This is a genomic window from Arthrobacter sp. P1_D12 (assembly GCF_056406175.1).
Window position 1 is genome coordinate 210,742 of record NZ_JBFUAR010000005.1, and the last position, 21,849, is coordinate 232,590.

Genomic DNA, 21,849 nt, shown 5'->3' on the forward strand with positions numbered 1-21,849 from the left:
TATGCCTCGCAAGGGTCCGGCCCCCAAGCGGCCGCTAGTTCTAGATCCCGTTTACGGCTCCCCGCTGGTCACCCAGCTCATCAACAAGGTGCTGGTTGACGGCAAGAAGTCCACCGCAGAGCGCATCGTTTACGGTGCCCTCGAGGGTGCTCGCGCCAAGTCCGGCGGCGACCCCGTTGCAGCCCTCAAGAAGGCCATGGAGAACGTCAAGCCTTCGCTTGAGGTCCGCTCCCGCCGTGTTGGTGGCGCCACGTACCAGGTTCCCGTTGAGGTCAAGCCGGGCCGTTCCACGGCCCTCGCCCTCCGCTGGCTGGTTGGCTACTCCAAGGCCCGCCGCGAAAAGACCATGACCGAGCGCCTCCAGAACGAAATCCTGGATGCCTCGAACGGTCTCGGTGCCGCTGTGAAGCGTCGCGAAGACACCCACAAGATGGCCGAGTCCAACAAGGCCTTCGCACACTACCGCTGGTAATACTTCCCGGACGCCGCCGGCTCGACTGAGCCGGCGGATCATGGCCCACATCGATGCCGGCAAGACCACTACTACCGAGCGCATCCTGTTCTACACGGGTGTGAACCACAAGATCGGCGAAACGCACGACGGCGCTTCGACGACTGACTGGATGGAACAGGAAAAGGAACGCGGCATCACCATCACGTCTGCCGCCGTGACCTGCTTCTGGGAAAACAACCAGATCAACATCATCGACACCCCCGGCCACGTTGACTTCACGGTCGAGGTTGAGCGGTCCCTGCGCGTCCTCGACGGCGCAGTCGCCGTGTTCGACGGCAAGGAAGGCGTGGAGCCGCAGTCCGAGACTGTTTGGCGCCAGGCTGACAAGTACAACGTTCCGCGCATCTGCTTCGTCAACAAGATGGACAAGCTCGGCGCTGACTTCTACTTCACCGTCGACACCATCATCAGCCGCCTCGGTGCCAAGCCGCTCGTCATGCAGCTGCCGATCGGCGCCGAGAACGACTTCATCGGCGTCGTGGACCTCCTTTACATGCGTTCGCTGGTCTGGCCCGGCGACGCCAAGGGTGACGTCACCATGGGTGCCAAGTACGAGATCCGCGAGATCCCGGCTGACCTCCAGGCGAAGGCCGAAGAGTACCGCGCAACCCTCATTGAGACCGTTGCCGAGTCCTCCGAGGAACTCATGGAGAAGTACCTTGAGGGCGAAGAGATCAGCATCGATGAGCTCAAGGCCGGCATCCGCAAGATGACGATCAACTCTGAGATCTACCCGGTCTTCTGTGGTTCTGCATTCAAGAACCGCGGCGTTCAGCCCATGCTCGACGCTGTGGTGGACTACCTGCCGAACCCGCTCGACGTCCCGCCGATGATCGGTCACGATCCTCGCGATGAAGAGAAGGAGCTTACCCGTAAGCCCTCCTCTGAAGAGCCCTTCTCCGCACTGGCGTTCAAGATCGCCGCGCACCCCTTCTTCGGCCAGCTGACCTTCGTCCGCGTGTACTCCGGTCACGTGGAAGCAGGCTCGCAGGTGGTCAACTCCACCAAGGGCAAGAAGGAGCGCATCGGCAAGCTGTTCCAGATGCACGCCAACAAGGAAATGCCCGTCGACGGCGCTACCGCCGGCCACATCTACGCAGCGATCGGCCTCAAGGACACCACGACGGGCGACACCCTGTGCGATCCGGCCAACCAGATTGTCCTCGAGTCCATGAGCTTCCCGGAGCCCGTGATCTCGGTTGCGATCGAGCCGAACACGAAGGGTGACCAGGAGAAGCTCTCCACGGCCATCCAGAAGCTCTCCGCTGAGGACCCGACCTTCCAGGTCTCCCTCAACGAGGACACCGGCCAGACCATCATCGCCGGCATGGGCGAGCTCCACCTGGACATCCTGGTGGACCGCATGCGCCGCGAATTCAAGGTCGAGGCAAACGTTGGCAAGCCGCAGGTTGCTTACCGCGAAACCATCAAGCGTGCTGTAGAGCGTCACGACTACACGCACAAGAAGCAGACCGGTGGTTCCGGCCAGTTCGCAAAGATCCAGATCGCGATCGAGCCGCTGGACACCTCAGGTGGCGAGCTGTACGAGTTCGAGAACAAGGTCACCGGTGGCCGCGTTCCGCGCGAGTACATCCCGTCGGTCGACGCCGGCATCCAGGACGCGCTTAACGACGGCGTCCTGGCCGGTTACCCGGTTGTCGGCATCAAGGCGACGCTGATTGACGGCGCTTACCACGATGTTGACTCCTCGGAAATGGCGTTCAAGATCGCCGGCCGTATGGCTTTCAAGGAAGCCGCACGCAAGGCGAACCCTGTCCTGCTCGAACCGCTGATGGATGTCGAGGTCCGCACCCCTGAGGAATACATGGGTGAAGTTATCGGTGACCTCAACTCCCGCCGTGGCCAGATGCAGTCCATGGAAGATGCCCAGGGCGTCAAGGTTATTCGCGCACACGTCCCGCTGTCCGGCATGTTCGGCTACATCGGTGACCTGCGCTCGAAGACCCAGGGCCGCGCTGTGTACTCCATGACGTTCAACAGCTACGCCGAGGTCCCGAAGGCAGTCGCCGACGAGATCATCCAGAAGAACCGCGGCGAGTAGTCCCCAGGACGCCTCGCAGCAACAAGAAAACTCGGGTGCGTCTCCGCCAGCGGAGACACATCTGGTGCAAGTGGCCGGACTCCGGTCAGCTGTAGTCCGGCCAGGCCGGAGTTCGGCCGCCTGCACGAACAGGCTCTAGGCACTAGCATTAGTACCTGAATCTGCAATTTCATCAATCCAAAGCCCCCCAAGTAGACTTACTGGAGTTTCTGCCGCGACAAGCGCGGCCGAAGGGTAAGTCAATTTGAAAACGTTCTAGGAGGAACCTGTGGCAAAGGCAAAGTTCGAGCGGACTAAGCCGCACGTTAACATCGGTACCATTGGTCACGTTGACCACGGTAAGACGACGCTGACGGCCGCCATTTCCAAGGTGCTGTACGACAAGTACCCGACTCTCAACGAGAAGCGTGACTTCGCGTCGATTGACTCTGCTCCCGAAGAGCGTCAGCGCGGCATTACCATCAACATCTCCCACGTTGAGTACCAGACCGAGAAGCGCCACTACGCACACGTAGACGCTCCGGGTCACGCTGACTACATCAAGAACATGATCACCGGCGCTGCTCAGATGGACGGTGCAATCCTCGTGGTTGCCGCCACTGACGGCCCGATGGCTCAGACCCGCGAGCACGTTCTGCTCGCCCGCCAGGTTGGCGTTCCCTACCTGCTGGTCGCGCTGAACAAGGCTGACATGGTTGACGACGAAGAGCTCCTCGACCTCGTTGAAATGGAAGTTCGCGAGCTGCTCAGCTCGCAGGGCTTCGATGGCGACGAGGCTCCGGTTGTTCGCGTTTCCGGCCTGAAGGCTCTCGAAGGCGACCCCGTCTGGGTCAAGTCCGTTGAGGACCTCATGGCTGCTGTCGACGAGTCCGTTCCGGACCCCGTACGTGACCGTGACAAGCCCTTCCTGATGCCGATCGAAGATGTCTTCACGATCACCGGCCGTGGCACCGTTGTTACGGGCCGCGCCGAGCGTGGAACCCTCGCCATCAACTCCGAGGTCGAGATCGTCGGCATCCGCCCGGTCCAGAAGACCACGGTTACCGGTATCGAGATGTTCCACAAGCAGCTCGACGAAGCATGGGCCGGCGAGAACTGTGGCCTCCTGCTCCGCGGTCTGAAGCGCGACGATGTCGAGCGTGGCCAGGTTGTCGTCAAGCCGGGTTCCATCACCCCGCACACCGACTTCGAGGCTAACGTCTACATCCTCTCCAAGGACGAAGGCGGACGTCACAACCCGTTCTACTCCAACTACCGCCCGCAGTTCTACTTCCGCACCACGGACGTAACCGGCGTTATCACCCTGCCGGAAGGCACGGAAATGGTTATGCCCGGCGACAACACTGAGATGACCGTTGCGCTCATCCAGCCGATCGCAATGGAAGAGGGCCTCGGCTTCGCTATCCGCGAAGGCGGCCGCACCGTTGGTTCAGGACGCGTCACCAAGATCATCAAGTAATTACTTGCCGATCTGATGCTTTGCCCCTGATCAGCCAGCCGTCTGGCAGCTGACCAGAGGATCGGGAACAGCCCCGCTGCACTTGCAGCGGGGCTGTTCCTTTTAAGTTCCTGATACCTTTGCAGGAAGGGAAGGGAGCTCACCATGGGCTGGTTCATTTTTCTGCTGATCGCCGCCGCGGTCGTCGTCGCGTTCTTTTGGGCGAAGAGGCACTTCCGCCAGGAGATCGAGCGCGCCAAGCGCATCAATAGGTCCAACCGCAACCAGTAGCACGGGCCGGGCGGGCTCAGGCCCGGCGTGCCCGCGCGAGGGCCTGGTACCAGTAGTACGAGTCTTTCGGCGTGCGCTTGAGGCTCGTGAAATCGACGTGCACCAGGCCGAAGCGCTGCGAGTAGCCGGCCGCCCATTCGAAGTTGTCCATCAGCGTCCAGACGTAATAGCCGAGCAGTTCGACGTCGTGGGCCACGCCCCCGGGGGAGGTGGCCTCCACCGCCTGGCTCAGGTGTGCGGCGAGATAGCTGATCCGGCCGGCATCGGGAATGGGGCCGGTGACGTGGTCCGGTTCGGGGAAGCTCGCCCCGCTCTCGGTGATGTAGAGCGGCGGCAGCGAGGACCCGTACCGGTCCTTCAGCTCCCGGAGCAGGATCCCCAGGTGGTCCGGAGCGACCGGCCAGCCGAATCCTGTGCGTTCATACTCCGGGAACGCGGCCATGTGGAACGGGACTTTCAGCATCGCCTCCGCGGTTGCCGAGGGGCTGTCGACGCCGCGACCCGTGGCCACCTTCACGGGGTAGTAATAGTTCAGGCCGTAGAAATCCAGCGGCTGGTGGATCGTGTCCAGGTCCGCGTCGCTGATGCTCCGCATTGAACGGAACCACGGCCGGGCGATCAGCGGCAGCCGGGGAAAGCGGCCCAGAAGGATCGGGTCAGCGTAGAGCCGGTTCAGCACGAAGTCGAACACCCTGGCAAGCATCCTGTCTGTTGGCGAACCGGAAGCAGGCCGGACGGGGGAATGCAGGTTCGCGACGCCGACGGCGCCTGCGACGCCCTGCGCGCGCAGCGCCTGAACCGCCAGCCCGTGCCCCAGGAGCTGATGCCGAACCGACGGCAGGGCATCGAAGAGCAGGCCGCGGCCGGGCGCGTGCACGCCCAGGGCGTAGCCGTTCAGGGTAACCGAGGCGGGCTCGTTCAGCGTCACCCACTGCGCCACGCGGTCGCCGAACCGCTTGCCGGCGGCCGCGCTGTACTCGGCGAACCGTTCCGCCGTCGAACGGTTCATCCAGCCGCCCCGGTGCTCGAGGGGCAGCGGCGTATCCCAGTGGTAGAGAGTGGCCATGGGGGAGATGCCGGCGGCGAGGAGCCGGTCGATCAGGCGGTCGTAGAAGTCCAGGCCGGCCGCATTGAAGCGGCCGCTGCCCTCGGGCTGGACCCGCGGCCACGAGATCGAAAAGCGGTAGGAATCGATCCCGAGATCGCGCATCAGTTCGATGTCTTCCTCGGCGCGGTTGTAGTGGTCGCAGGCCACGGCTGGAGAGTGCCCATGCAGGATGTTGCCGGGCTTTTCGGCAAAGGCGTCCCAGCCGGAGGGCCCGCGGCCGCCGGCGGCGAGGCTGCCCTCGATCTGGAAGGCCGCGGAGGAAACACCCAGGGTGAATCCGGGGCTCAGGCGTGCGGCGAGGGCCTGAACTGCTACAGAGTCCTGCACAGTCATGCCCCTATCATCCATTCGCCGGCGATTCAGGACAATGGCCCTCCGGCAGTGATTGCAATACGGCGATTGCAGTACGTTGCCTGCCCGGCTGCACGGCTGCGCTTGCAGTGCAGTGATTGCACCGCTGCGATTGCAGTACTGTGGCTGCACGGCCGTGCAAAGGGGCTGATTCGCTTCTGCCCGTAAATTCCGGCATACTAGATGAGTTGTTCAAGCGCTCTTTCGCGTCCCGATCCGGATAATGCCGGATGCCAGGGTCCAAGTGAGAGACCAAACATAACCCACTCCCCATGGAATTGCGGACTCGTACGTGTGAAAACATGCGACACGCCCGACCGCGGGGGTCGGTTGCGTCGGCAGGTTGAGGAACCCGGATCATTCCGGATTCAGCTTGTGCGGCGGGTGGTAGTCACGACTTCAAATGCTTCGGCAGCCATACAACTAGTAAGTGAACAGGGCAGCCCTAATCAGGGGAAGCACAGACTGAAAGAGAGTCAGGCGACATGGCGGGACAAAAAATCCGCATCCGGCTGAAGTCATATGACCACGAGGTCATTGACGTTTCAGCACGGAAGATCGTTGAGACGGTCACGCGCGCAGGCGCAACTGTAGTTGGCCCCGTGCCGCTGCCGACGGAGAAGAACGTTTACTGCGTTATTCGCTCTCCGCACAAGTACAAGGACAGCCGCGAGCACTTCGAAATGCGCACGCACAAGCGTCTTATCGACATCATCGACCCCACGCCCAAGGCTGTTGATTCGCTCATGCGTCTCGACCTGCCGGCCGACGTGAACATCGAAATCAAGCTGTAGGGAGGTGCTGAGAGACTATGACCGCAACCCGTAACGTAAAGGGCCTGCTGGGCACGAAGCTCGGCATGACCCAGGTCTGGGACGAGAACAACAAGCTCATCCCCGTCACTGTGGTCCAGGCTGACTCGAACGTCATCACGCAGCTGCGCAACGCAGAAACTGATGGCTATGTCGCCGTTCAGATCGGCTACGGCCAGATCGATCCCCGCAAGGTCACCAAGCCGCTGGCTGGTCACTTTGAAAAGGCAGGCGTCACGCCTCGCCGCCACGTCGTAGAACTGCGCACTGCAGATGCTGACTCTTACGAGCTGGGCCAGGAGCTCTCCGTAGAGCTCTTCGAAGCCGGCCAGAAGATCGACGTCGTTGGCACCACCAAGGGTAAGGGCTTCGCCGGTGTTATGAAGCGTCACGGCTTCCACGGCGTTGGAGCTTCCCACGGTGCCCACAAGAACCACCGTAAGCCCGGTTCTATCGGTGGCGCATCCACCCCGAGCCGCGTCTTCAAGGGCATGAAAATGGCCGGCCGCATGGGCGCCGTTCGTCACACCACGCTGAACCTCACGGTCCACGCGGTTGACGTCGAGAAGTCGCTGCTCCTGATCAAGGGCGCCGTTCCCGGCGCCCGCGGCCAGGTCGTACTCGTACGCACCGCCGTGAAGGGAGCCTAGTTCAATGACTAGCACTGTCAAGGTTGACCTGCCTGCAGAGATCTTCGACGTACAGACCAACGTGCCGCTGCTGCACCAGGTCGTCGTTGCCCAGCTCGCTGCTGCTCGCCAGGGTACCCACAAGACCAAGACCCGCGCCGAGGTTTCCGGTGCAGGTCGCAAGCCGTTCAAGCAGAAGGGCACCGGCCGCGCCCGTCAGGGTTCCATCCGTGCTCCTCACATGACCGGTGGTGGCGTTGTCCACGGCCCCACGCCGCGTGACTACAGCCAGCGCACCCCCAAGAAGATGATTGCTGCTGCACTGCGCGGCGCACTCTCGGACCGCGCCCGCAACGGCCGCGTCCACGTCGTTGCTGACCTGGTTGCCGGCTCCACGCCGTCCTCCAAGGAAGCACTGGCAACCCTGCGCGGAGTTTCCGAGCGCAAGAACCTGCTCGTTGTCATTGAGCGCGCCAACGATGTTGCTGCACTGTCCGTGCGCAACCTCGAGGAAGTTCACGTTCTGTACGCAGACCAGCTGAACACCTACGACGTTCTCGTTTCCGACGACGTAGTCTTCACCAAGGCTGCCTACGAAGCATTCGTTGCTGACAAGGTTGCAAAGAACGAGGAGGATGCCAAGTGAGTGCAGCCACCATCAAAGACCCGCGCGACGTCGTGCTTGCACCCGTTGTCTCGGAAAAGAGCTACGGCCTGATCGACGAGGGCAAGTACACCTTCCTGGTGGACCCCCGCTCGAACAAGACCGAGATCAAGCTGGCCGTGGAGAAGATTTTCTCCGTCAAGGTCGAATCGATCAACACCATCAACCGTGCCGGTAAGCGCAAGCGCACCAAATTCGGCTGGGGTACCCGCAAGAACACCAAGCGTGCAATTGTGAGCCTCAAAGAAGGCACTATCGACATCTTCGGCGGTCCGCTTTCATAGCGGAGACCACTTTAACGAGGAAATAAATTATGGGAATCCGTAAATACAAGCCGACTACCCCGGGCCGTCGCGGCTCGAGCGTAGCGGACTTCACTGAAATCACGCGGTCGACGCCGGAAAAGTCGTTGGTACGTCCCCTCCCGAAAAAGGGTGGCCGTAACAACTCCGGTAAGATCACGACCCGTCACAAGGGTGGTGGACACAAGCGCCAGTACCGTCTGATCGACTTCCGTCGCCACGACAAGGACGGCGTCAACGCCCGCGTTGCCGAAATCGAGTACGACCCGAACCGCACGGCTCGGATCGCCCTCCTGCACTACGTTGATGGCACCAAGCGTTACATCATCGCCCCGAACAAGCTGTCCCAGGGCGACTTCGTAGAGGCCGGCGCCGACGCTGACATCAAGCCCGGCAACAACCTTCCGCTGCGCAACATCCCGGTCGGTACCGTAATCCACGCAGTCGAACTGCGTCCGGGTGGCGGCGCCAAGATGGGCCGCTCCGCCGGCGCATCGATCCAGCTCGTTGCAAAGGAAGGCCGCTTCGCCCAGCTGCGTCTGCCTTCCGGCGAAATCCGCAACGTTGACGTGCGCTGCCGCGCAACCGTCGGCGAGGTCGGCAACGCCGAGCAGTCGAACATCAACTGGGGTAAGGCCGGCCGTATGCGGTGGAAGGGCGTTCGCCCGACCGTCCGTGGTGTCGCCATGAACCCGGTTGACCACCCCCACGGTGGTGGCGAGGGTAAGACGTCCGGTGGACGTCACCCCGTCAACCCGAACGGTAAGCGCGAAGGCCGCACCCGCCGTCCCAACAAAGAGAGCGACAAGCTTATTGTTCGTCGCCGTCGTACTGGCAAGAACAAGCGATAGGAGCCTGGACACATGCCACGCAGCCTGAAAAAAGGTCCTTTCGTTGACCAGCACCTCTTTGTAAAGGTAGCCAGGGAAAACGAAAAGGGCACCAAGAACGTCATCAAGACCTGGTCCCGCCGTTCGATGATCGTCCCCGACATGCTCGGCCACACGATCGCCGTACACGACGGACGCAAGCACATCCCCGTGTTTGTCACTGAGTCGATGGTCGGGCACAAGCTCGGCGAATTCGCTCCCACGCGGACATTCCGCGGCCATGTCAAGGACGACCGTAAGGGCAAGCGCCGCTAGGCGCCTGCACTTACGTCAAAGACGAGAGAAGGAAAGCAATGGAAGCCAAGGCAATTGCGCGTCACATCCGCGTAACGCCTATGAAGGCCCGGCGCGTCGTCAACCTTGTTCGTGGTAAGCAAGCGAATGAGGCTCTGGCAATTCTGAAGTTTGCCCCCCAGGCAGCTTCGGAGCCGGTATTCAAGGTAGTTCAGTCGGCAATCTCCAACGCCCGGGTCCTCGCGGACCGCGACGGCGTGGCGTTTGACGAAGGTGACCTCATCATCAGCGAAGCGTTTGTTGATGAAGGCCCGACCATGAAGCGGTTCCAGCCGCGAGCCCAGGGTCGTGCATTTCAGATCAAGAAGCGCACGAGCCACATCACCGTGGTAGTCGCTACCCCGGAGAAAGAGGAGGCTCGCTAAGTGGGACAGAAAGTTAACCCGCACGGGTTCCGACTCGGCATCACCACCGATCACGTATCGCACTGGTTCGCCGACAGCACCAAGGCCGGCCAGCGGTACAAGGACTTCGTTCGCGAAGACATCCGTATCCGTCAGCTCATGTCCACGGGCATGGAGCGCGCCGGTATCGCCAAGGTCGAAATCGAGCGCACCCGCGACCGTGTCCGCGTGGATATCCACACGGCACGTCCGGGCATCGTCATCGGCCGCCGCGGCGCTGAAGCAGACCGCATCCGCGGCGAGCTTGAGAAGCTCACGGGCAAGCAGGTTCAGCTGAACATCCTCGAGGTCAAGAACCCCGAGATGGAAGCCCAGCTTGTTGCCCAGGGCGTTGCTGAGCAGCTGACTTCCCGTGTGGCATTCCGCCGTGCGATGAAGAAGGCCATGCAGTCCGCACAGCGCGCCGGTGCCAAGGGCATCCGGATCGCTTGCTCGGGTCGACTGGGCGGCGCAGAAATGTCCCGCTCGGAGTTCTACCGCGAAGGCCGTGTGCCCCTGCACACCCTGCGTGCGAACATCGACTACGGCTTCTACGAGGCCAAGACCACCTTCGGCCGCATCGGCGTGAAGGTCTGGATCTACAAGGGCGACGTCACTGCCAAGGAACTGGCTCAGCAGGCAGCTGCTGCTCCGTCCCGTGGCCGTGCCGGCGACCGCCCGGGCCGCCCGGGTGGCGCCGACCGTGGTGACCGCCGCCGTCGTCCCGACCGCCCCGCAGCCGAGGCAGCACCTGCCGCCGAAGCTCCGGCTGTCGAAGCCGGTGCCGCAGGCACGGCACAGTCAGTAGAAGGAGGACAGGCTTAAATGCTTATCCCACGTCGAGTCAAGCACCGTAAGCAGCACCACCCGGGTCGTTCCGGCGCTGCTACGGGCGGCACCCAGGTCTCCTTCGGTGAGTGGGGCATCCAGGCGCTGAGCCCGGCCTACGTCACGAACCGTCAGATCGAATCTGCCCGTATCGCGATGACCCGCCACATCAAGCGTGGCGGAAAGGTCTGGATCAACATTTACCCGGACCGTCCGCTGACGAAGAAGCCGGCCGAAACCCGCATGGGTTCCGGTAAGGGTTCTCCGGAATGGTGGGTCTCAAACGTCAAGCCGGGCCGGGTTCTCTTCGAACTCTCCGGTGTCAGTGAAGAGGTAGCTCGCGAGGCCCTGCGCCTGGCAATCCACAAGCTGCCGTTGAAGGCACGCATTGTGCGTCGCGAAGGTGGTGAGTAGAAATGGCAGTAGGATCCAAGGAACTTGCATCCGCACAGCTGGACGGTTTCGACAACGAGCGTCTCGTTGAAGAACTCCGCAAGGCCAAGGAAGAGCTGTTCAACCTGCGTTTCCAGTCCGCCACCGGTCAGCTGGAGAACCACGGTCGTCTGCGCGCGGTAAAGAAGGACATCGCCCGCATCTACACCGTTCTCCGTGAGCGCGAGCTCGGCATTCGTGCCGAGGTTGCCGCACCGGTTGTGGAAGCCAAGGAAGAGAAGAAGTCCAAGAAGGCTGCAACCAAGAAGGCTGAGAAAGCTGAAACGGTTGAATCCGAGGAGGATGCCAAGTGAGTGAAAAGGACGAGAACGTGACGGAAACTGTTTCCGACGCAGCCAAGGCTGACGAGCGCGGTTACCGTAAGACGAAGCGCGGCTACGTCGTCTCGGACAAGATGGAAAAGACCATCACTGTCCAGGTCGAAGACCGCGTGAAGCACGCCCTCTACGGCAAGGTCATCCGCCGCAACGCCAAGATCAAGGCTCACGACGAAGAGAACAGCGCCGGCATCGGCGACCTCGTGCTCCTCGCCGAGACCCGCCCGCTGTCCGCTACCAAGCGGTGGCGTCTGGTCGAGATCCTCGAGAAGGCCAAGTAACACCTGCACCTCGTGTCTGGTGATACAGCAGAAGCCCTCGTTCCCCTTTGGGGGAACGAGGGCTTCTGCGTTGCCCGCAGCCGCCGCAGCCGGCAGCCTGAGACCGGCGGCAGCCGTTTACCGTGCTCGGTCAGGCAGAGCAGCCTTTGGGGGGCTTACGACCCCGGGGGCCGGGTTCCCAGGATGCGCGGCGGCGGGCGGGCCCAAGCTTGTCCGCCGTAACGGCGTAACGGCGTCGCGGCTGCGGGGGAGGGGTGTGCAGGCTGCATGGCTGTGATATGGGGATACGCCCAAAACGTGCTAAGATTTTGAGTTTGTATGGCGCCTTTTGCGCGCCGTCATCAACCTCGTAAACAATCGTGCCACGGCATAGTGCCCCCTTGCGCTCCGACTCGTCGAGAACCGCCTGGGAAGCAAATGTTTTTGGCACGGGCGTTTAGGCCTGGTCTGGCAAAATCCAGGCAGGTCAAGAGACACCCCGATCAACCGTTCCGCAAGGCTCATTCCGTAGGAAGATTTTCGGTCTGAGAACCAGCGCGACGCAAGGAGTAAATAGTGATTCAGCAGGAGTCGCGACTCAAGGTCGCCGACAACACGGGTGCTAAGGAAATCCTTACCATTCGCGTTCTCGGTGGATCTGGCCGTCGCTACGCAGGCATTGGCGACGTAATCGTCGCTACCGTCAAGGACGCAATTCCGGGCGGCAACGTAAAGAAGGGCGACGTCGTCAAGGCTGTCATCGTCCGTACCAAGAAGGAACGCCGCCGTGCGGATGGTTCCTACATCAAGTTTGACGAGAACGCAGCCGTCATCCTGAAGAACGACGGTGACCCCCGCGGTACCCGTATCTTCGGACCGGTTGGTCGTGAACTTCGCGACAAGAAGTTCATGAAGATCGTTTCTCTGGCTCCGGAGGTGCTCTAGTCCATGGCTAAGATCAAAAAGGGTGACCTCGTTCAGGTCATCACTGGCGCCAAGGCTGAGCGCGGCGGCGACAAGGGTAAGCAGGGCAAGGTTCTGCGCGTATACCCGGAGACCAACCGCGTGTTGGTTGAAGGCATCAACCGCGTAACCAAGCACACCAAGGTCGGTCAGTCGCAGCGCGGCACCAAGACCGGTGGCATCGAGGTCGTCGAGGCTTCGATCCACATCTCCAACGTGGCTCTGGTTGACCCGTCCACCAAGAAGCCCACCCGCGTCGGTTTCCGCACCGAGACCGTTGAGCGCGATGGCGTGAAGCGTGACGTGCGCGTCCGCGTGGCCAAGAGCTCAGGGAAGGACATCTAATGACTGAGACTCTCGAGACTCCGGCAAGCAAGATCGTTCCTCGTCTGAAGACCAAGTACGCCGATTCCATCAAGAACACGCTGACTGAGGAATTCAAGTACCAGAACGTCAACCAGGTTCCCCGCCTGGTGAAGGTCGTTGTGAACATGGGTGTTGGAGATGCCGCCAAGGACTCCAAGCTGATCGACGGCGCTGTCCGCGATCTGACCCTGATCACCGGCCAGAAGCCGCAGGTAACCAAGGCCCGCAAGTCGATCGCACAGTTCAAGCTGCGCGAAGGCATGCCGATCGGTGCACACGCAACTCTGCGTGGGGACCGCATGTGGGAATTCCTGGACCGTCTGGTCACGCTGGCCCTGCCGCGTATCCGCGACTTCCGTGGCCTCAGCGGCAAGCAGTTCGATGGCAACGGCAACTACACCTTCGGTCTGACCGAGCAGGTTATGTTCCACGAGATCGACCAGGATTCCATTGACCGCGTTCGCGGTATGGACATCACCGTCGTGACCACTGCCAAGACCGACGACGAAGGCCGCGCGCTGCTGAAGGCGCTTGGCTTCCCGTTCAAGACCGAAGACTAATCTAGCTACGTAAAAGGTCCGCCCGCGCTCCTTTCCGAATTCTGTTCGGGACAAAGAGCACGGCGGAAACCGTTATGAGGAAGGGCAAGAGCCCACATGACAATGACAGATCCCGTCGCAGACATGCTTACGCGTCTGCGCAACGCTAACTCGGCATACCACGATTCCGTGACCATGCCGTACAGCAAGCTCAAGGCACGCGTTGCCGACATCCTGAAGGCTGAAGGTTACATCGCCTCCTGGAAAGAAGAAGACGCTGAGGTTGGCAAGAAGCTGACCCTCGAGCTCAAGTTCGGTCCGAACCGCGAGCGTTCAATCGCTGGCGTTCGTCGTATTTCCAAGCCGGGACTGCGCGTTTACGCAAAGTCCACCAACCTGCCGCACGTGCTCGGTGGCCTGGGTGTCGCAATCCTGTCCACCTCTTCCGGCCTCTTGACTGACAAGCAGGCCGGCAAGAAGGGCGTGGGCGGCGAAGTCCTCGCTTACGTCTGGTAACGGGAAAGGAAGAGAATAATGTCACGTATTGGACGTCTCCCCATCACCGTTCCTGCCGGCGTTGAGGTCAAGGTTGACGGCTCTGTCGTCAGCGTCAAGGGTTCCAAAGGCGAGCTGAGCCACACTGTGGCCAGCCCGATCGAGGTTTCCCTGGAAGATGGCACCCTGACTGTCGCCCGCCCGAACGACGAGCGCGCCTCACGTTCGCTGCACGGCCTGACCCGCACCCTGATCGCCAACATGATCCAGGGTGTCACCGCAGGCTACGAGAAGAAGCTTGAGATTGTCGGTACCGGTTACCGCGTCCAGGCCAAGGGTTCTGACCTGGAGTTCGCTCTGGGCTACAGCCACCCGGTCAACGTCTCGGCACCGAACGGCATCACCTTTGCAGTTGAGACCCCGACCAAGCTCTCTGTTTCAGGTATCTCCAAGCAGCAGGTCGGCGAGGTTGCTGCCAACATTCGCAAGCTGCGGAAGCCGGACCCCTACAAGGGCAAGGGCATCCGTTACGCAGGCGAAGTCATCCGCCGCAAGGTCGGAAAGGCTGGTAAGTAACCATGGCGATCGCAATTAACAAGAAGCGTACGAACAAGAGCAAGTCTGCCCAGCGCAGCCGCCGCCAGCTTCGTATCCGCAAGCGCATCTCCGGTACGGCTGTACGCCCGCGTCTGGTCGTCAACCGCTCCGCACGTCACGTATTCGTCCAGGTTGTCGATGACACCAAGGGCCTGACCGTGGCAAGCGCCTCCACACTGGAAGCCGACCTTCGTGCATTCGACGGTGACAAGACCGCCAAGGCCAAGCGCGTTGGCGAACTGGTCGCCGAGCGTGCCAAGGCTGCCGGTATCGAAGCAGTTGTCTTCGACCGCGGTGGTAACAAGTACCACGGCCGGATCGCCGCCGTCGCTGACGGCGCACGTGAAGGTGGGCTGGCACTGTGACCGAAAATAACGAAAAGGACATTCAGGTGACTGAAGCTGTAGCTGCTCCGGCAACTGAGACCGCTGCGCCTGCTACCACTGACGACCGCCGTGGTGGCGCTCGTCGTGGCGAGCGTGGCGACCGCGGCCAGGGCCGTGGCGACCGTGGCGGCCGTGGTGGCCGTGACGGCGGCCGCGAGGCCGAGAAGAGCCAGTTCGTAGAGCGCGTTGTAACCATCAACCGCGTTTCCAAGGTCGTCAAGGGTGGTCGTCGCTTCAGCTTCACCGCCCTCGTCGTCGTCGGTGACGGCAACGGCATGGTCGGCGTCGGCTACGGCAAGGCAAAGGAAGTTCCTGCCGCTATCGCGAAGGGCGTTGAAGAGGCCAAGAAGTCCTTCTTCCGCGTTCCCCGCATCGGCAGCACCATCCCGCACCGCGTTCAGGGTGAGGCCGCCGCAGGCGTCGTCATGCTGCGCCCGGCTTCCGCCGGTACCGGTGTTATCGCCGGTGGCCCGGTCCGTGCAGTACTGGAGTGCGTGGGCATCCACGACATCCTCTCCAAGTCGCTCGGTTCTTCCAACGCCATCAACATCGTTCACGCGACCGTTGACGCGCTGAAGCGCCTCGAAGAGCCGGCAGCAGTGGCAGCACGCCGCGGCCTCCCGCTCGACGAGATCGCCCCGCCGGCAATGGTCAAGGCGCTCCTGAACCAGAAGGCAGGTGTCTGAGTCATGGCTAAGAACGTGCTTGTCTCCGACGCACAGTTGGAGATCACTCAGATCAAGTCCGCCATTGGCGGCAAGCAGAACCAGCGCGACACCCTGCGGTCCCTCGGCCTGAAGCGGATCGGACACACCGTTGTCCGCACCGCCGACGCCGTGACCGTCGGGATGCTCAACACGGTTCCGCACCTGGTAAAGGTAGAGGAGGCGAAGTAAATGGCAGAGAAGAACACCGCCGAAAAGGCACAGGGCGCCGCTGAGAAGCAGAACGCACTGAAGGTTCACCACCTGCGTCCCGCCCCGGGTGCCAAGACCGCCAAGACCCGTGTTGGTCGTGGTGAAGGTTCCAAGGGTAAGACCGCTGGTCGCGGTACCAAGGGTACGAAGGCCCGCTACCAGATCAAGGCTGGCTTTGCCGGCGGCCAGCTGCCGCTGCACATGCGCCTGCCGAAGCTGCGCGGCTTCAAGAACCCGTTCCGGGTTGAGTACCAGGTGGTAAACCTGGACAAGCTCAACGAGCTGTTCCCGGAAGGTGGCGCTGTCACCGTGGAGAACCTGGTCGAAAAGGGTGCCGTTCGCAAGAACCAGCCCGTCAAGGTGCTGGGCACCGGCGACATCACCGTCAAGGTTGACGTCACCGTCCACGCATTCTCGGCCAGCGCTGCTGACAAGATTGCTGCAGCAGGCGGTAGCACCACCGCCCTCTAACGAGGCGGCGGGGCAGTTGCCCGTTGTTGAAACTCCCGGTACCAGGGGCTCAGGCCCCCGGTGCCGGGAGTTTTTTTCATTTTCCGGGCCCCGCCGATTGTTCGCGGGGCGCATCCACCCGTTAGACTCGGTTGTTGGGTTTATTTGACCTGTCTCACACGACTTTACTTATTACTCAGGAGGACGCTTGCTTAGCGCATTTGGCCGGGCCTTTCGCACGCCTGATCTGCGACGCAAGTTGTTGTTCACGCTGGGAATCATCACAATCTTCCGCTTGGGTGCCTTCATCCCCTCGCCTGGTGTGAGCTACCAGAATGTCCAGCAATGCTTGCAGAACGGTCAGACCTCGGGCGGGATCTACCAGCTCGTCAACCTGTTCAGCGGCGGTGCATTGCTGCAGGTGTCCATCTTTGCCCTCGGCATCATGCCGTACATCACCGCCAGCATCATCGTCCAGCTGCTCCGGGTGGTCATTCCCCGCTTCCAGCAGCTGTACGAGGAGGGCGCGTCCGGGCAGTCGAAACTGACCCAGTACACCCGTTACCTCACGATCGCACTCGGCCTGCTCAATGCCACGACACTGGTGTCGCTGGCACGCTCCGGCCAGCTGCTGCCTAACTGCCAGCTGCCCATCATCCCGGACAGCTCGATCGTCACCACGGTCCTGATCATCATCACGCTCACGGCCGGCACCGGCCTGATCATGTGGATGGGCGAGCTCGTGACGGAAAAAGGCGTCGGCAACGGCATGTCCCTGCTGATCTTCACGTCCATCGCCGCAGGCTTCCCCGGCTCGCTCGGTGCGATCTGGAAGGCCCAGGGTCCCGGCACGTTCTTCCTGGTCCTGATCATCGGCCTGCTCACCGTGGCGCTTGTGGTCTTCGTGGAGCAGTCCCAGCGCCGGATCCCGGTGCAGTACGCCAAGCGGATGATCGGCCGCCGCACGGTCGGCGGAACCAGCACCTACATCCCCATCAAGGTGAACATGGCCGGCGTCGTGCCCGTCATCTTCGCCTCGTCCATGCTCTACCTGCCGGGGCTGATCTCACAGTTCAACCAGCCCAAGGCCGGCGAGCCGGTACAGCCCTGGGTTGAGTGGATCAACAACAACCTCACCAAGGGCGACCACCCGATCTATATGGCACTGTATTTCGCCATGATTGTGTTTTTCACCTACTTCTATGTTGCGATTACTTTCAACCCCGAAGAGGTCTCGGACAACATGAAGAAGTACGGTGGCTTCATTCCGGGCATCCGCGCCGGCAAGCCGACCGCGGACTATCTTCAGTACGTCCTATCCCGGATCACCCTGCCCGGCGCCTTCTACCTCGGCTTCGTGGCATTGATCCCGCTGGTTGCACTGGTCCTGATCAACGCGAACCAGAACTTCCCGTTCGGCGGCACCTCGATCCTGATCATGGTGGGCGTCGGTCTGGAGACCGTGAAGCAGATTGATGCGCAACTACAGCAACGTCACTACGAAGGGCTTTTGCGATGACGAGAATGTTGATTATCGGACCTCCCGGGTCCGGCAAGGGAACGCAGGCGGAACGCATTTCAGAACGCCTCGGCGTCGTTGCGATCTCCACCGGAGACATCTTCCGCGCCAACGTCAAGGGTGAGACTCCGCTCGGCGTCGAAGCCAAGAAGTACATGGACGCCGGCGACTTCGTCCCGGACAGCGTCACCAACAAGATGGTGCGCGACCGCCTCAACGAGGACGACGTCGAGGCAGGCTTCCTGCTCGACGGGTACCCGCGCACCACCGCGCAGGTGGACTACCTCGAAGACATCCTCGCCGGCGCTGACCAGAAGCTCGACGTCGTGCTCCAGCTCACTGCTGACGACGAGGAGCTGGTTAACCGCCTCCTGGGCCGTGCCAAGGAAACTGGCCGCAGCGACGACAACGAAGGCGTTATCCGTCACCGGCTGGACCTGTACCACGAGCAGACCGAACCGGTGGTGGCCAAGTATGCCGAACGCGGCATCCTGACCCAGGTGGACGGCATCGGTGCCATCGACGAAGTCACCGAGCGCGTCATGGAAGCGATCAAGTCGGCCCAGGCCGCCTGATCCTCACCCCCTGATCCACGCATGCTCATTGCGGCTGACGCAGAACAGAGACGCAGTGCAGAAGGGCGCGTTCCGTACCATCGGGTACGGGACGCGCCCTTCGGCGTTGGGTGGCCCCGCAGCGGGCCCGTTCCGAACCGTTGAACCGGTACGGGAGAATAGAGCTTGAAGACTTGGGTTGATGACCCATGGTGGAGGCCCGGGATCCAGCCCGCCCGGACCGCGAGAGAAAATTTTGAGGTAGCGATGGCATTCGGCCAGGCACGCATTGAATACAAGACCAACGCCCAGATGCGCACGATGCACGAGGCCGGACTGGTCCTGAGCCGGGCACTGGATGCAGCGGTGGCCGCCGCGGCCCCCGGCGTCACCACTGCCCGGCTGGACGAAGTCTTCGCCGCCGTGCTCCAGGACGCCGGCGCCAAGTCCAACTTCCTCGGCTACCACGGGTTTCCGGCCACGATCTGCACCTCGGTGAACGAAGAGGTGGTGCACGGCATCCCCGGCGGCCGGGTTCTGGCGGACGGCGACATCATCTCGATCGACGGCGGCGCGATCGTGGACGGCTGGCACTCCGATTCGGCGCGGACCGTGGTTGTCGGCACCGCCGATCCCGAAGACGTTCGCCTCTCCGAGGTTACCGAGGAGGCCATGTGGCGTGGCATCGCAGCCCTGGCCACCGGGAAATTCGTGGGCGATATCGGCAACGCCGTGGACGACTACGTCTCCTCCGTGCCGGGCAAACCGCTGGGCATCCTGGAGGACTATGTAGGGCACGGAATCGGCTCCGAGATGCACATGGCTCCGGACGTGCTGAACTACCGCACCGGCCACCGCGGGCCGAAGATCCGCCCGGGGCTGTGCCTCGCAATCGAGCCCATGCTGGTCCGGGGCAGCATCGAGACCGCAATCCTGGACGACGACTGGACCGTCGTCACCACGGATGGCAAGCGCTCCTGCCAGTGGGAGCACTCGGTCGCTGTGCACGAGAAGGGGATCTGGGTCCTCTCGGCACCTGATGGGGGAGCGGCGAAACTGGCGCCGCTCGGTGTGGTGCCCGTCCCGATTCCCTAGGCCCGAACTACAAGGCGACTCGCGAGTTTTCTGGCGACGCGCAAAATCCCTGGCGACGGAAGACTCATAGCGCCAGGGATTTTGCGTGTCGCGGGTCAGCGGGGGCGCACAATGGAGCCATGGGAGCAACGGGAGCCATCACAGACGTGGCCGGGATCCGGGTGGGGCAAGTCCAGAAGTCCGGCGACGGCTGGCTGAGCGGAGTGACTGTGGTTCTCCCGCCGCCGGGCACCGTCGGCTCGGTCGACGTCCGGGGCGGCGGGCCCGCGACGCATGAGACGGACTCACTGGATCCCACCACGCTGTCCCAGACCGTGGACGCCGTGGTCCTGACCGGGGGCAGCGCCTTTGGCCTCGCAGCCGCGGGCGGCGCCATGCGCTGGTGCGAGGAGAACGGCCGAGGCTTCCCGGTCCCCGGCGGGCTTGTTCCGATCGTGCCGGCGGCCGCGATCTTCGACCTGGGCCGCGGCGGCGATTTCTCCGCCCGCCCCGGAGAGGCGATGGGCTACGCGGCGACGGCCGCCGCCGCCGGGCAGCCGGAAGGGCACGACGTCGAACGCGGCAACGTCGGCGCCGGCACAGGAGCGGCAATCGGCCGGGGACAGTACAAAGGGGGAGTGGGCACAGCCTCCCTCACCCTAAACAACATCTCCAAAGACGGGCCGGTGGTGGTAGGAGCCATAGCGGTAGTCAATGCGCTGGGGCTACCTTTTGGCTCATCGCCGCAACAGGGGGAACCCGGCAGCGTGCGTCTAAGCGGGGGCCACGCCGGCGGGGTTCCCTCACCGAGCTTGCGAGGCGAGGGGGCCGGTGGGGAGGAACGAGCGAGCACGCAGAGGGTTTCGCCTGTTGTGGAGAAAGCCGCGCAGGTCCCCGAGCCGGCGCCGCCGCTCAACACCACGCTCGTCGTCGTCGCCACCGACGCCGTCCTGGACAAGGCGGACTGCAAACGCACCGCCTCCGCGGCCCATGCCGGCCTGGCCCGGGCTTTGAATCCAAGCCACACCCTCGCCGACGGCGATACCGTGTTCGCCCTGGCGACGGGCGCCGTCGCGCTTGACCGCAGCACCCCGGCGGCCCGGCAGATCAGCCTCATTACCCTGCAGAGCGCGGCCGCCGACGTCGTCCGGCTGGCCATCCTCGACGGGATCTCGCGGGCAGAGGCAGTGACGACGGCGGCCGGGACGCTAGGTGCGTACGGACGCTGAGTGCGCTACGATGGGCGGATTTAACTTTGGATTTAACAATCGGGCCGCGATGGCGTAGTGTTGTCTGTTGGTTGTCTGCCCCGTTGTGCCCTTTTGGGGTCGGGTGGCACCAGCCAATCAATCAAAAACGTCCGCGGTCATGACCGGTGCAAACCGGGAGGCTGCGGCAACAACAGTTAGCGGAGGGTATGGCCAAGAAGGACGGGGTCATTGAGATCGAGGGCGTTGTGACCGAGGCGCTGCCCAATGCGATGTTTCGCGTTGAGCTCACCAACAAGCACATCGTTCTGGCACACATCTCTGGAAAGATGCGCCAGCACTACATCAGGATCCTCCCCGAGGACCGCGTAGTGGTGGAGCTGAGCCCTTACGACCTGACACGTGGTCGTATCGTCTACCGCTACAAGTAAACACTGGGCGGCCAGGGCGACAGCCGAGGGCCGGTCCAGCTGACCAACTGCAACACGCAAAGGAACGCCATGAAGGTCAAGCCGAGCGTCAAGCAGATCTGCGAAAAGTGCAAAGTGATCCGCCGTAATGGCCGGGTCATGGTGATCTGCGAGAACCCGCGCCACAAGCAGCGCCAGGGCTAATTTCCTTCACAGGAAATCCTGGGTTGCTAACCCACGCAAGTAAATAAAGGCAGCACAAGCTGAACTGGGACGTATTGAGCCCGGACAGCTAACCCCCGGTCGGAGGCTGGGGCCGCACTGTAAGTGCGGGTGTACTGCCTACGACCTCCGGTTTATACAAGGAGTACTGCCAATATGGCTCGTCTCGCTGGCGTAGACATTCCCCGCGAAAAGCGGTTGGAAATTGCGCTTACTTACATCTACGGCGTGGGCAAGACCCGTGCACACGAAACCCTGGCTGCTACCGGCATCAGTGCAGACGTTCGGGTCAAGGACCTGACCGACGCACAGCTGGTTGAGCTGCGTGACTACATTGAAGGCAACTACAAGGTTGAGGGTGACCTTCGCCGCGAAGTGGCCGCTGATATCCGCCGCAAGGTTGAAATCGGCAGCTACGAAGGTATTCGCCACCGCAAGGGCCTGCCCGTACGCGGTCAGCGTACGAAGACGAACGCGCGTACCCGCAAGGGTCCGAAGCGCACCGTCGCAGGCAAGAAGAAGGCCCGCTAAACCCCAGTTGCCCCCTAGGATC

General features: G+C 62.3%; 32 protein-coding genes. 31 read left to right on the top strand and 1 reads right to left on the bottom strand.

What is annotated here, in order from left to right; all coding sequences use genetic code 11:
* The first annotated feature begins 1 nt into the window (after position 1).
* The 4 genes from rpsG to AC1DZV_RS05435 all read left to right on the top strand — a co-directional run bounded on the left by rpsG (position 2) and on the right by AC1DZV_RS05435 (position 4,305).
* On the top strand, positions 2-472 hold the full coding sequence (rpsG, locus tag AC1DZV_RS05420; RefSeq protein ID WP_011692813.1) for a 30S ribosomal protein S7: 471 nt from the start codon (positions 2-4) through the stop codon (positions 470-472).
* Between the two features lie 40 nt (positions 473-512).
* Positions 513-2,576, top strand: a complete 2,064-nt coding sequence (gene fusA / locus AC1DZV_RS05425) for an elongation factor G (protein WP_476953179.1) — start codon at positions 513-515, stop codon at positions 2,574-2,576.
* Between the two features lie 268 nt (positions 2,577-2,844).
* A complete protein-coding gene (gene tuf, locus AC1DZV_RS05430; RefSeq protein ID WP_018773660.1) occupies positions 2,845-4,035 on the top strand; it encodes an elongation factor Tu in 1,191 nt (396 codons plus the stop codon).
* A gap of 144 nt (positions 4,036-4,179) precedes the next feature.
* Positions 4,180-4,305, top strand: a complete 126-nt coding sequence (locus tag AC1DZV_RS05435; RefSeq protein ID WP_256860042.1) for a hypothetical protein — start codon at positions 4,180-4,182, stop codon at positions 4,303-4,305.
* 16 nt (positions 4,306-4,321) lie between these two features.
* Here AC1DZV_RS05435 and AC1DZV_RS05440 read toward each other — a convergent pair whose 3' ends face one another.
* Positions 4,322-5,746 (bottom strand): GH1 family beta-glucosidase, encoded by a 1,425-nt coding sequence (locus tag AC1DZV_RS05440; protein ID WP_476950103.1) that lies wholly within the window; start codon positions 5,744-5,746, stop codon positions 4,322-4,324.
* Positions 5,747-6,249: 503 nt separating this feature from the next.
* Here AC1DZV_RS05440 and rpsJ point away from each other — a divergent pair.
* The 27 genes from rpsJ (at position 6,250) to rpsM (ending at position 21,827) form a co-directional block, all read left to right on the top strand.
* Complete coding sequence (rpsJ, locus tag AC1DZV_RS05445) at positions 6,250-6,558, top strand: 30S ribosomal protein S10 (protein WP_003803825.1); 309 nt, start codon at positions 6,250-6,252, stop codon at positions 6,556-6,558.
* Between the two features lie 17 nt (positions 6,559-6,575).
* A complete protein-coding gene (gene rplC, locus AC1DZV_RS05450) occupies positions 6,576-7,226 on the top strand; it encodes a 50S ribosomal protein L3 (protein ID WP_003803812.1) in 651 nt (216 codons plus the stop codon).
* A gap of 4 nt (positions 7,227-7,230) precedes the next feature.
* The gene (gene rplD, locus AC1DZV_RS05455) at positions 7,231-7,851 is read left to right on the top strand and encodes a 50S ribosomal protein L4 (protein ID WP_028275117.1); all 621 of its coding nucleotides are present in this window, start codon (positions 7,231-7,233) and stop codon (positions 7,849-7,851) included.
* Positions 7,848-8,153 carry a 50S ribosomal protein L23 gene (gene rplW / locus AC1DZV_RS05460; protein WP_018773664.1) on the top strand — a complete coding sequence of 102 codons (306 nt, stop codon included), beginning with the start codon at positions 7,848-7,850 and terminating at the stop codon, positions 8,151-8,153. The genes rplD and rplW overlap by 4 nt, the downstream gene beginning before the upstream one ends.
* 29 nt (positions 8,154-8,182) lie before the next feature.
* On the top strand, positions 8,183-9,022 hold the full coding sequence (rplB, locus tag AC1DZV_RS05465) for a 50S ribosomal protein L2 (protein WP_026266473.1): 840 nt from the start codon (positions 8,183-8,185) through the stop codon (positions 9,020-9,022).
* A gap of 12 nt (positions 9,023-9,034) precedes the next feature.
* Positions 9,035-9,316: a 30S ribosomal protein S19 gene (gene rpsS / locus AC1DZV_RS05470; protein WP_018773666.1), complete on the top strand. Its 282-nt coding sequence runs from the start codon at positions 9,035-9,037 to the stop codon at positions 9,314-9,316.
* A gap of 38 nt (positions 9,317-9,354) precedes the next feature.
* A complete protein-coding gene (rplV, locus tag AC1DZV_RS05475) occupies positions 9,355-9,720 on the top strand; it encodes a 50S ribosomal protein L22 (protein ID WP_003803798.1) in 366 nt (121 codons plus the stop codon).
* Positions 9,721-10,563 carry a 30S ribosomal protein S3 gene (rpsC, locus tag AC1DZV_RS05480; protein WP_028275116.1) on the top strand — a complete coding sequence of 281 codons (843 nt, stop codon included), beginning with the start codon at positions 9,721-9,723 and terminating at the stop codon, positions 10,561-10,563.
* Positions 10,564-10,980 (top strand): 50S ribosomal protein L16, encoded by a 417-nt coding sequence (rplP, locus tag AC1DZV_RS05485; protein ID WP_018773668.1) that lies wholly within the window; start codon positions 10,564-10,566, stop codon positions 10,978-10,980. It begins immediately after the preceding gene.
* A 2-nt stretch (positions 10,981-10,982) separates the two neighbouring features.
* On the top strand, positions 10,983-11,312 hold the full coding sequence (gene rpmC, locus AC1DZV_RS05490) for a 50S ribosomal protein L29 (RefSeq protein WP_018773669.1): 330 nt from the start codon (positions 10,983-10,985) through the stop codon (positions 11,310-11,312).
* Positions 11,309-11,617, top strand: a complete 309-nt coding sequence (gene rpsQ / locus AC1DZV_RS05495; protein WP_018773670.1) for a 30S ribosomal protein S17 — start codon at positions 11,309-11,311, stop codon at positions 11,615-11,617. The genes rpmC and rpsQ overlap by 4 nt, the downstream gene beginning before the upstream one ends.
* Positions 11,618-12,172: 555 nt before the next feature.
* Positions 12,173-12,541: a 50S ribosomal protein L14 gene (gene rplN / locus AC1DZV_RS05500; protein ID WP_003803789.1), complete on the top strand. Its 369-nt coding sequence runs from the start codon at positions 12,173-12,175 to the stop codon at positions 12,539-12,541.
* 3 nt (positions 12,542-12,544) lie between these two features.
* A complete protein-coding gene (gene rplX, locus AC1DZV_RS05505; RefSeq protein WP_028275000.1) occupies positions 12,545-12,904 on the top strand; it encodes a 50S ribosomal protein L24 in 360 nt (119 codons plus the stop codon).
* On the top strand, positions 12,904-13,485 hold the full coding sequence (rplE, locus tag AC1DZV_RS05510) for a 50S ribosomal protein L5 (protein ID WP_018773672.1): 582 nt from the start codon (positions 12,904-12,906) through the stop codon (positions 13,483-13,485). Before rplX ends, rplE begins: the two co-directional genes overlap by 1 nt.
* Positions 13,486-13,581: 96 nt before the next feature.
* Positions 13,582-13,980, top strand: coding sequence for a 30S ribosomal protein S8 (gene rpsH / locus AC1DZV_RS05515; RefSeq protein ID WP_018773673.1), 399 nt, complete (start codon positions 13,582-13,584; stop codon positions 13,978-13,980).
* Between the two features lie 18 nt (positions 13,981-13,998).
* A complete protein-coding gene (gene rplF / locus AC1DZV_RS05520) occupies positions 13,999-14,535 on the top strand; it encodes a 50S ribosomal protein L6 (RefSeq protein ID WP_011692797.1) in 537 nt (178 codons plus the stop codon).
* A gap of 2 nt (positions 14,536-14,537) precedes the next feature.
* Positions 14,538-14,921, top strand: coding sequence for a 50S ribosomal protein L18 (gene rplR / locus AC1DZV_RS05525; protein ID WP_018773674.1), 384 nt, complete (start codon positions 14,538-14,540; stop codon positions 14,919-14,921).
* A gap of 26 nt (positions 14,922-14,947) precedes the next feature.
* On the top strand, positions 14,948-15,628 hold the full coding sequence (gene rpsE, locus AC1DZV_RS05530; protein ID WP_173403037.1) for a 30S ribosomal protein S5: 681 nt from the start codon (positions 14,948-14,950) through the stop codon (positions 15,626-15,628).
* A gap of 3 nt (positions 15,629-15,631) precedes the next feature.
* On the top strand, positions 15,632-15,838 hold the full coding sequence (gene rpmD / locus AC1DZV_RS05535) for a 50S ribosomal protein L30 (RefSeq protein WP_160664304.1): 207 nt from the start codon (positions 15,632-15,634) through the stop codon (positions 15,836-15,838).
* A complete protein-coding gene (rplO, locus tag AC1DZV_RS05540; RefSeq protein ID WP_018773677.1) occupies positions 15,839-16,330 on the top strand; it encodes a 50S ribosomal protein L15 in 492 nt (163 codons plus the stop codon).
* Between the two features lie 187 nt (positions 16,331-16,517).
* Positions 16,518-17,828, top strand: a complete 1,311-nt coding sequence (gene secY / locus AC1DZV_RS05545; RefSeq protein ID WP_026266474.1) for a preprotein translocase subunit SecY — start codon at positions 16,518-16,520, stop codon at positions 17,826-17,828.
* Between the two features lie 5 nt (positions 17,829-17,833).
* Positions 17,834-18,403, top strand: coding sequence for an adenylate kinase (locus AC1DZV_RS05550; protein WP_476950162.1), 570 nt, complete (start codon positions 17,834-17,836; stop codon positions 18,401-18,403).
* 246 nt (positions 18,404-18,649) lie between these two features.
* Positions 18,650-19,477 (top strand): type I methionyl aminopeptidase, encoded by an 828-nt coding sequence (gene map, locus AC1DZV_RS05555; protein ID WP_243181086.1) that lies wholly within the window; start codon positions 18,650-18,652, stop codon positions 19,475-19,477.
* A 119-nt stretch (positions 19,478-19,596) separates the two neighbouring features.
* On the top strand, positions 19,597-20,685 hold the full coding sequence (locus tag AC1DZV_RS05560) for a P1 family peptidase (protein ID WP_476950101.1): 1,089 nt from the start codon (positions 19,597-19,599) through the stop codon (positions 20,683-20,685).
* Positions 20,686-20,873: 188 nt separating this feature from the next.
* On the top strand, positions 20,874-21,095 hold the full coding sequence (infA, locus tag AC1DZV_RS05565) for a translation initiation factor IF-1 (protein WP_009358723.1): 222 nt from the start codon (positions 20,874-20,876) through the stop codon (positions 21,093-21,095).
* Positions 21,096-21,164: 69 nt separating this feature from the next.
* Positions 21,165-21,278: a 50S ribosomal protein L36 gene (rpmJ, locus tag AC1DZV_RS05570; RefSeq protein ID WP_009358722.1), complete on the top strand. Its 114-nt coding sequence runs from the start codon at positions 21,165-21,167 to the stop codon at positions 21,276-21,278.
* A gap of 174 nt (positions 21,279-21,452) precedes the next feature.
* Positions 21,453-21,827, top strand: coding sequence for a 30S ribosomal protein S13 (gene rpsM / locus AC1DZV_RS05575; RefSeq protein WP_028275004.1), 375 nt, complete (start codon positions 21,453-21,455; stop codon positions 21,825-21,827).
* Positions 21,828-21,849 lie beyond the last annotated feature (22 nt).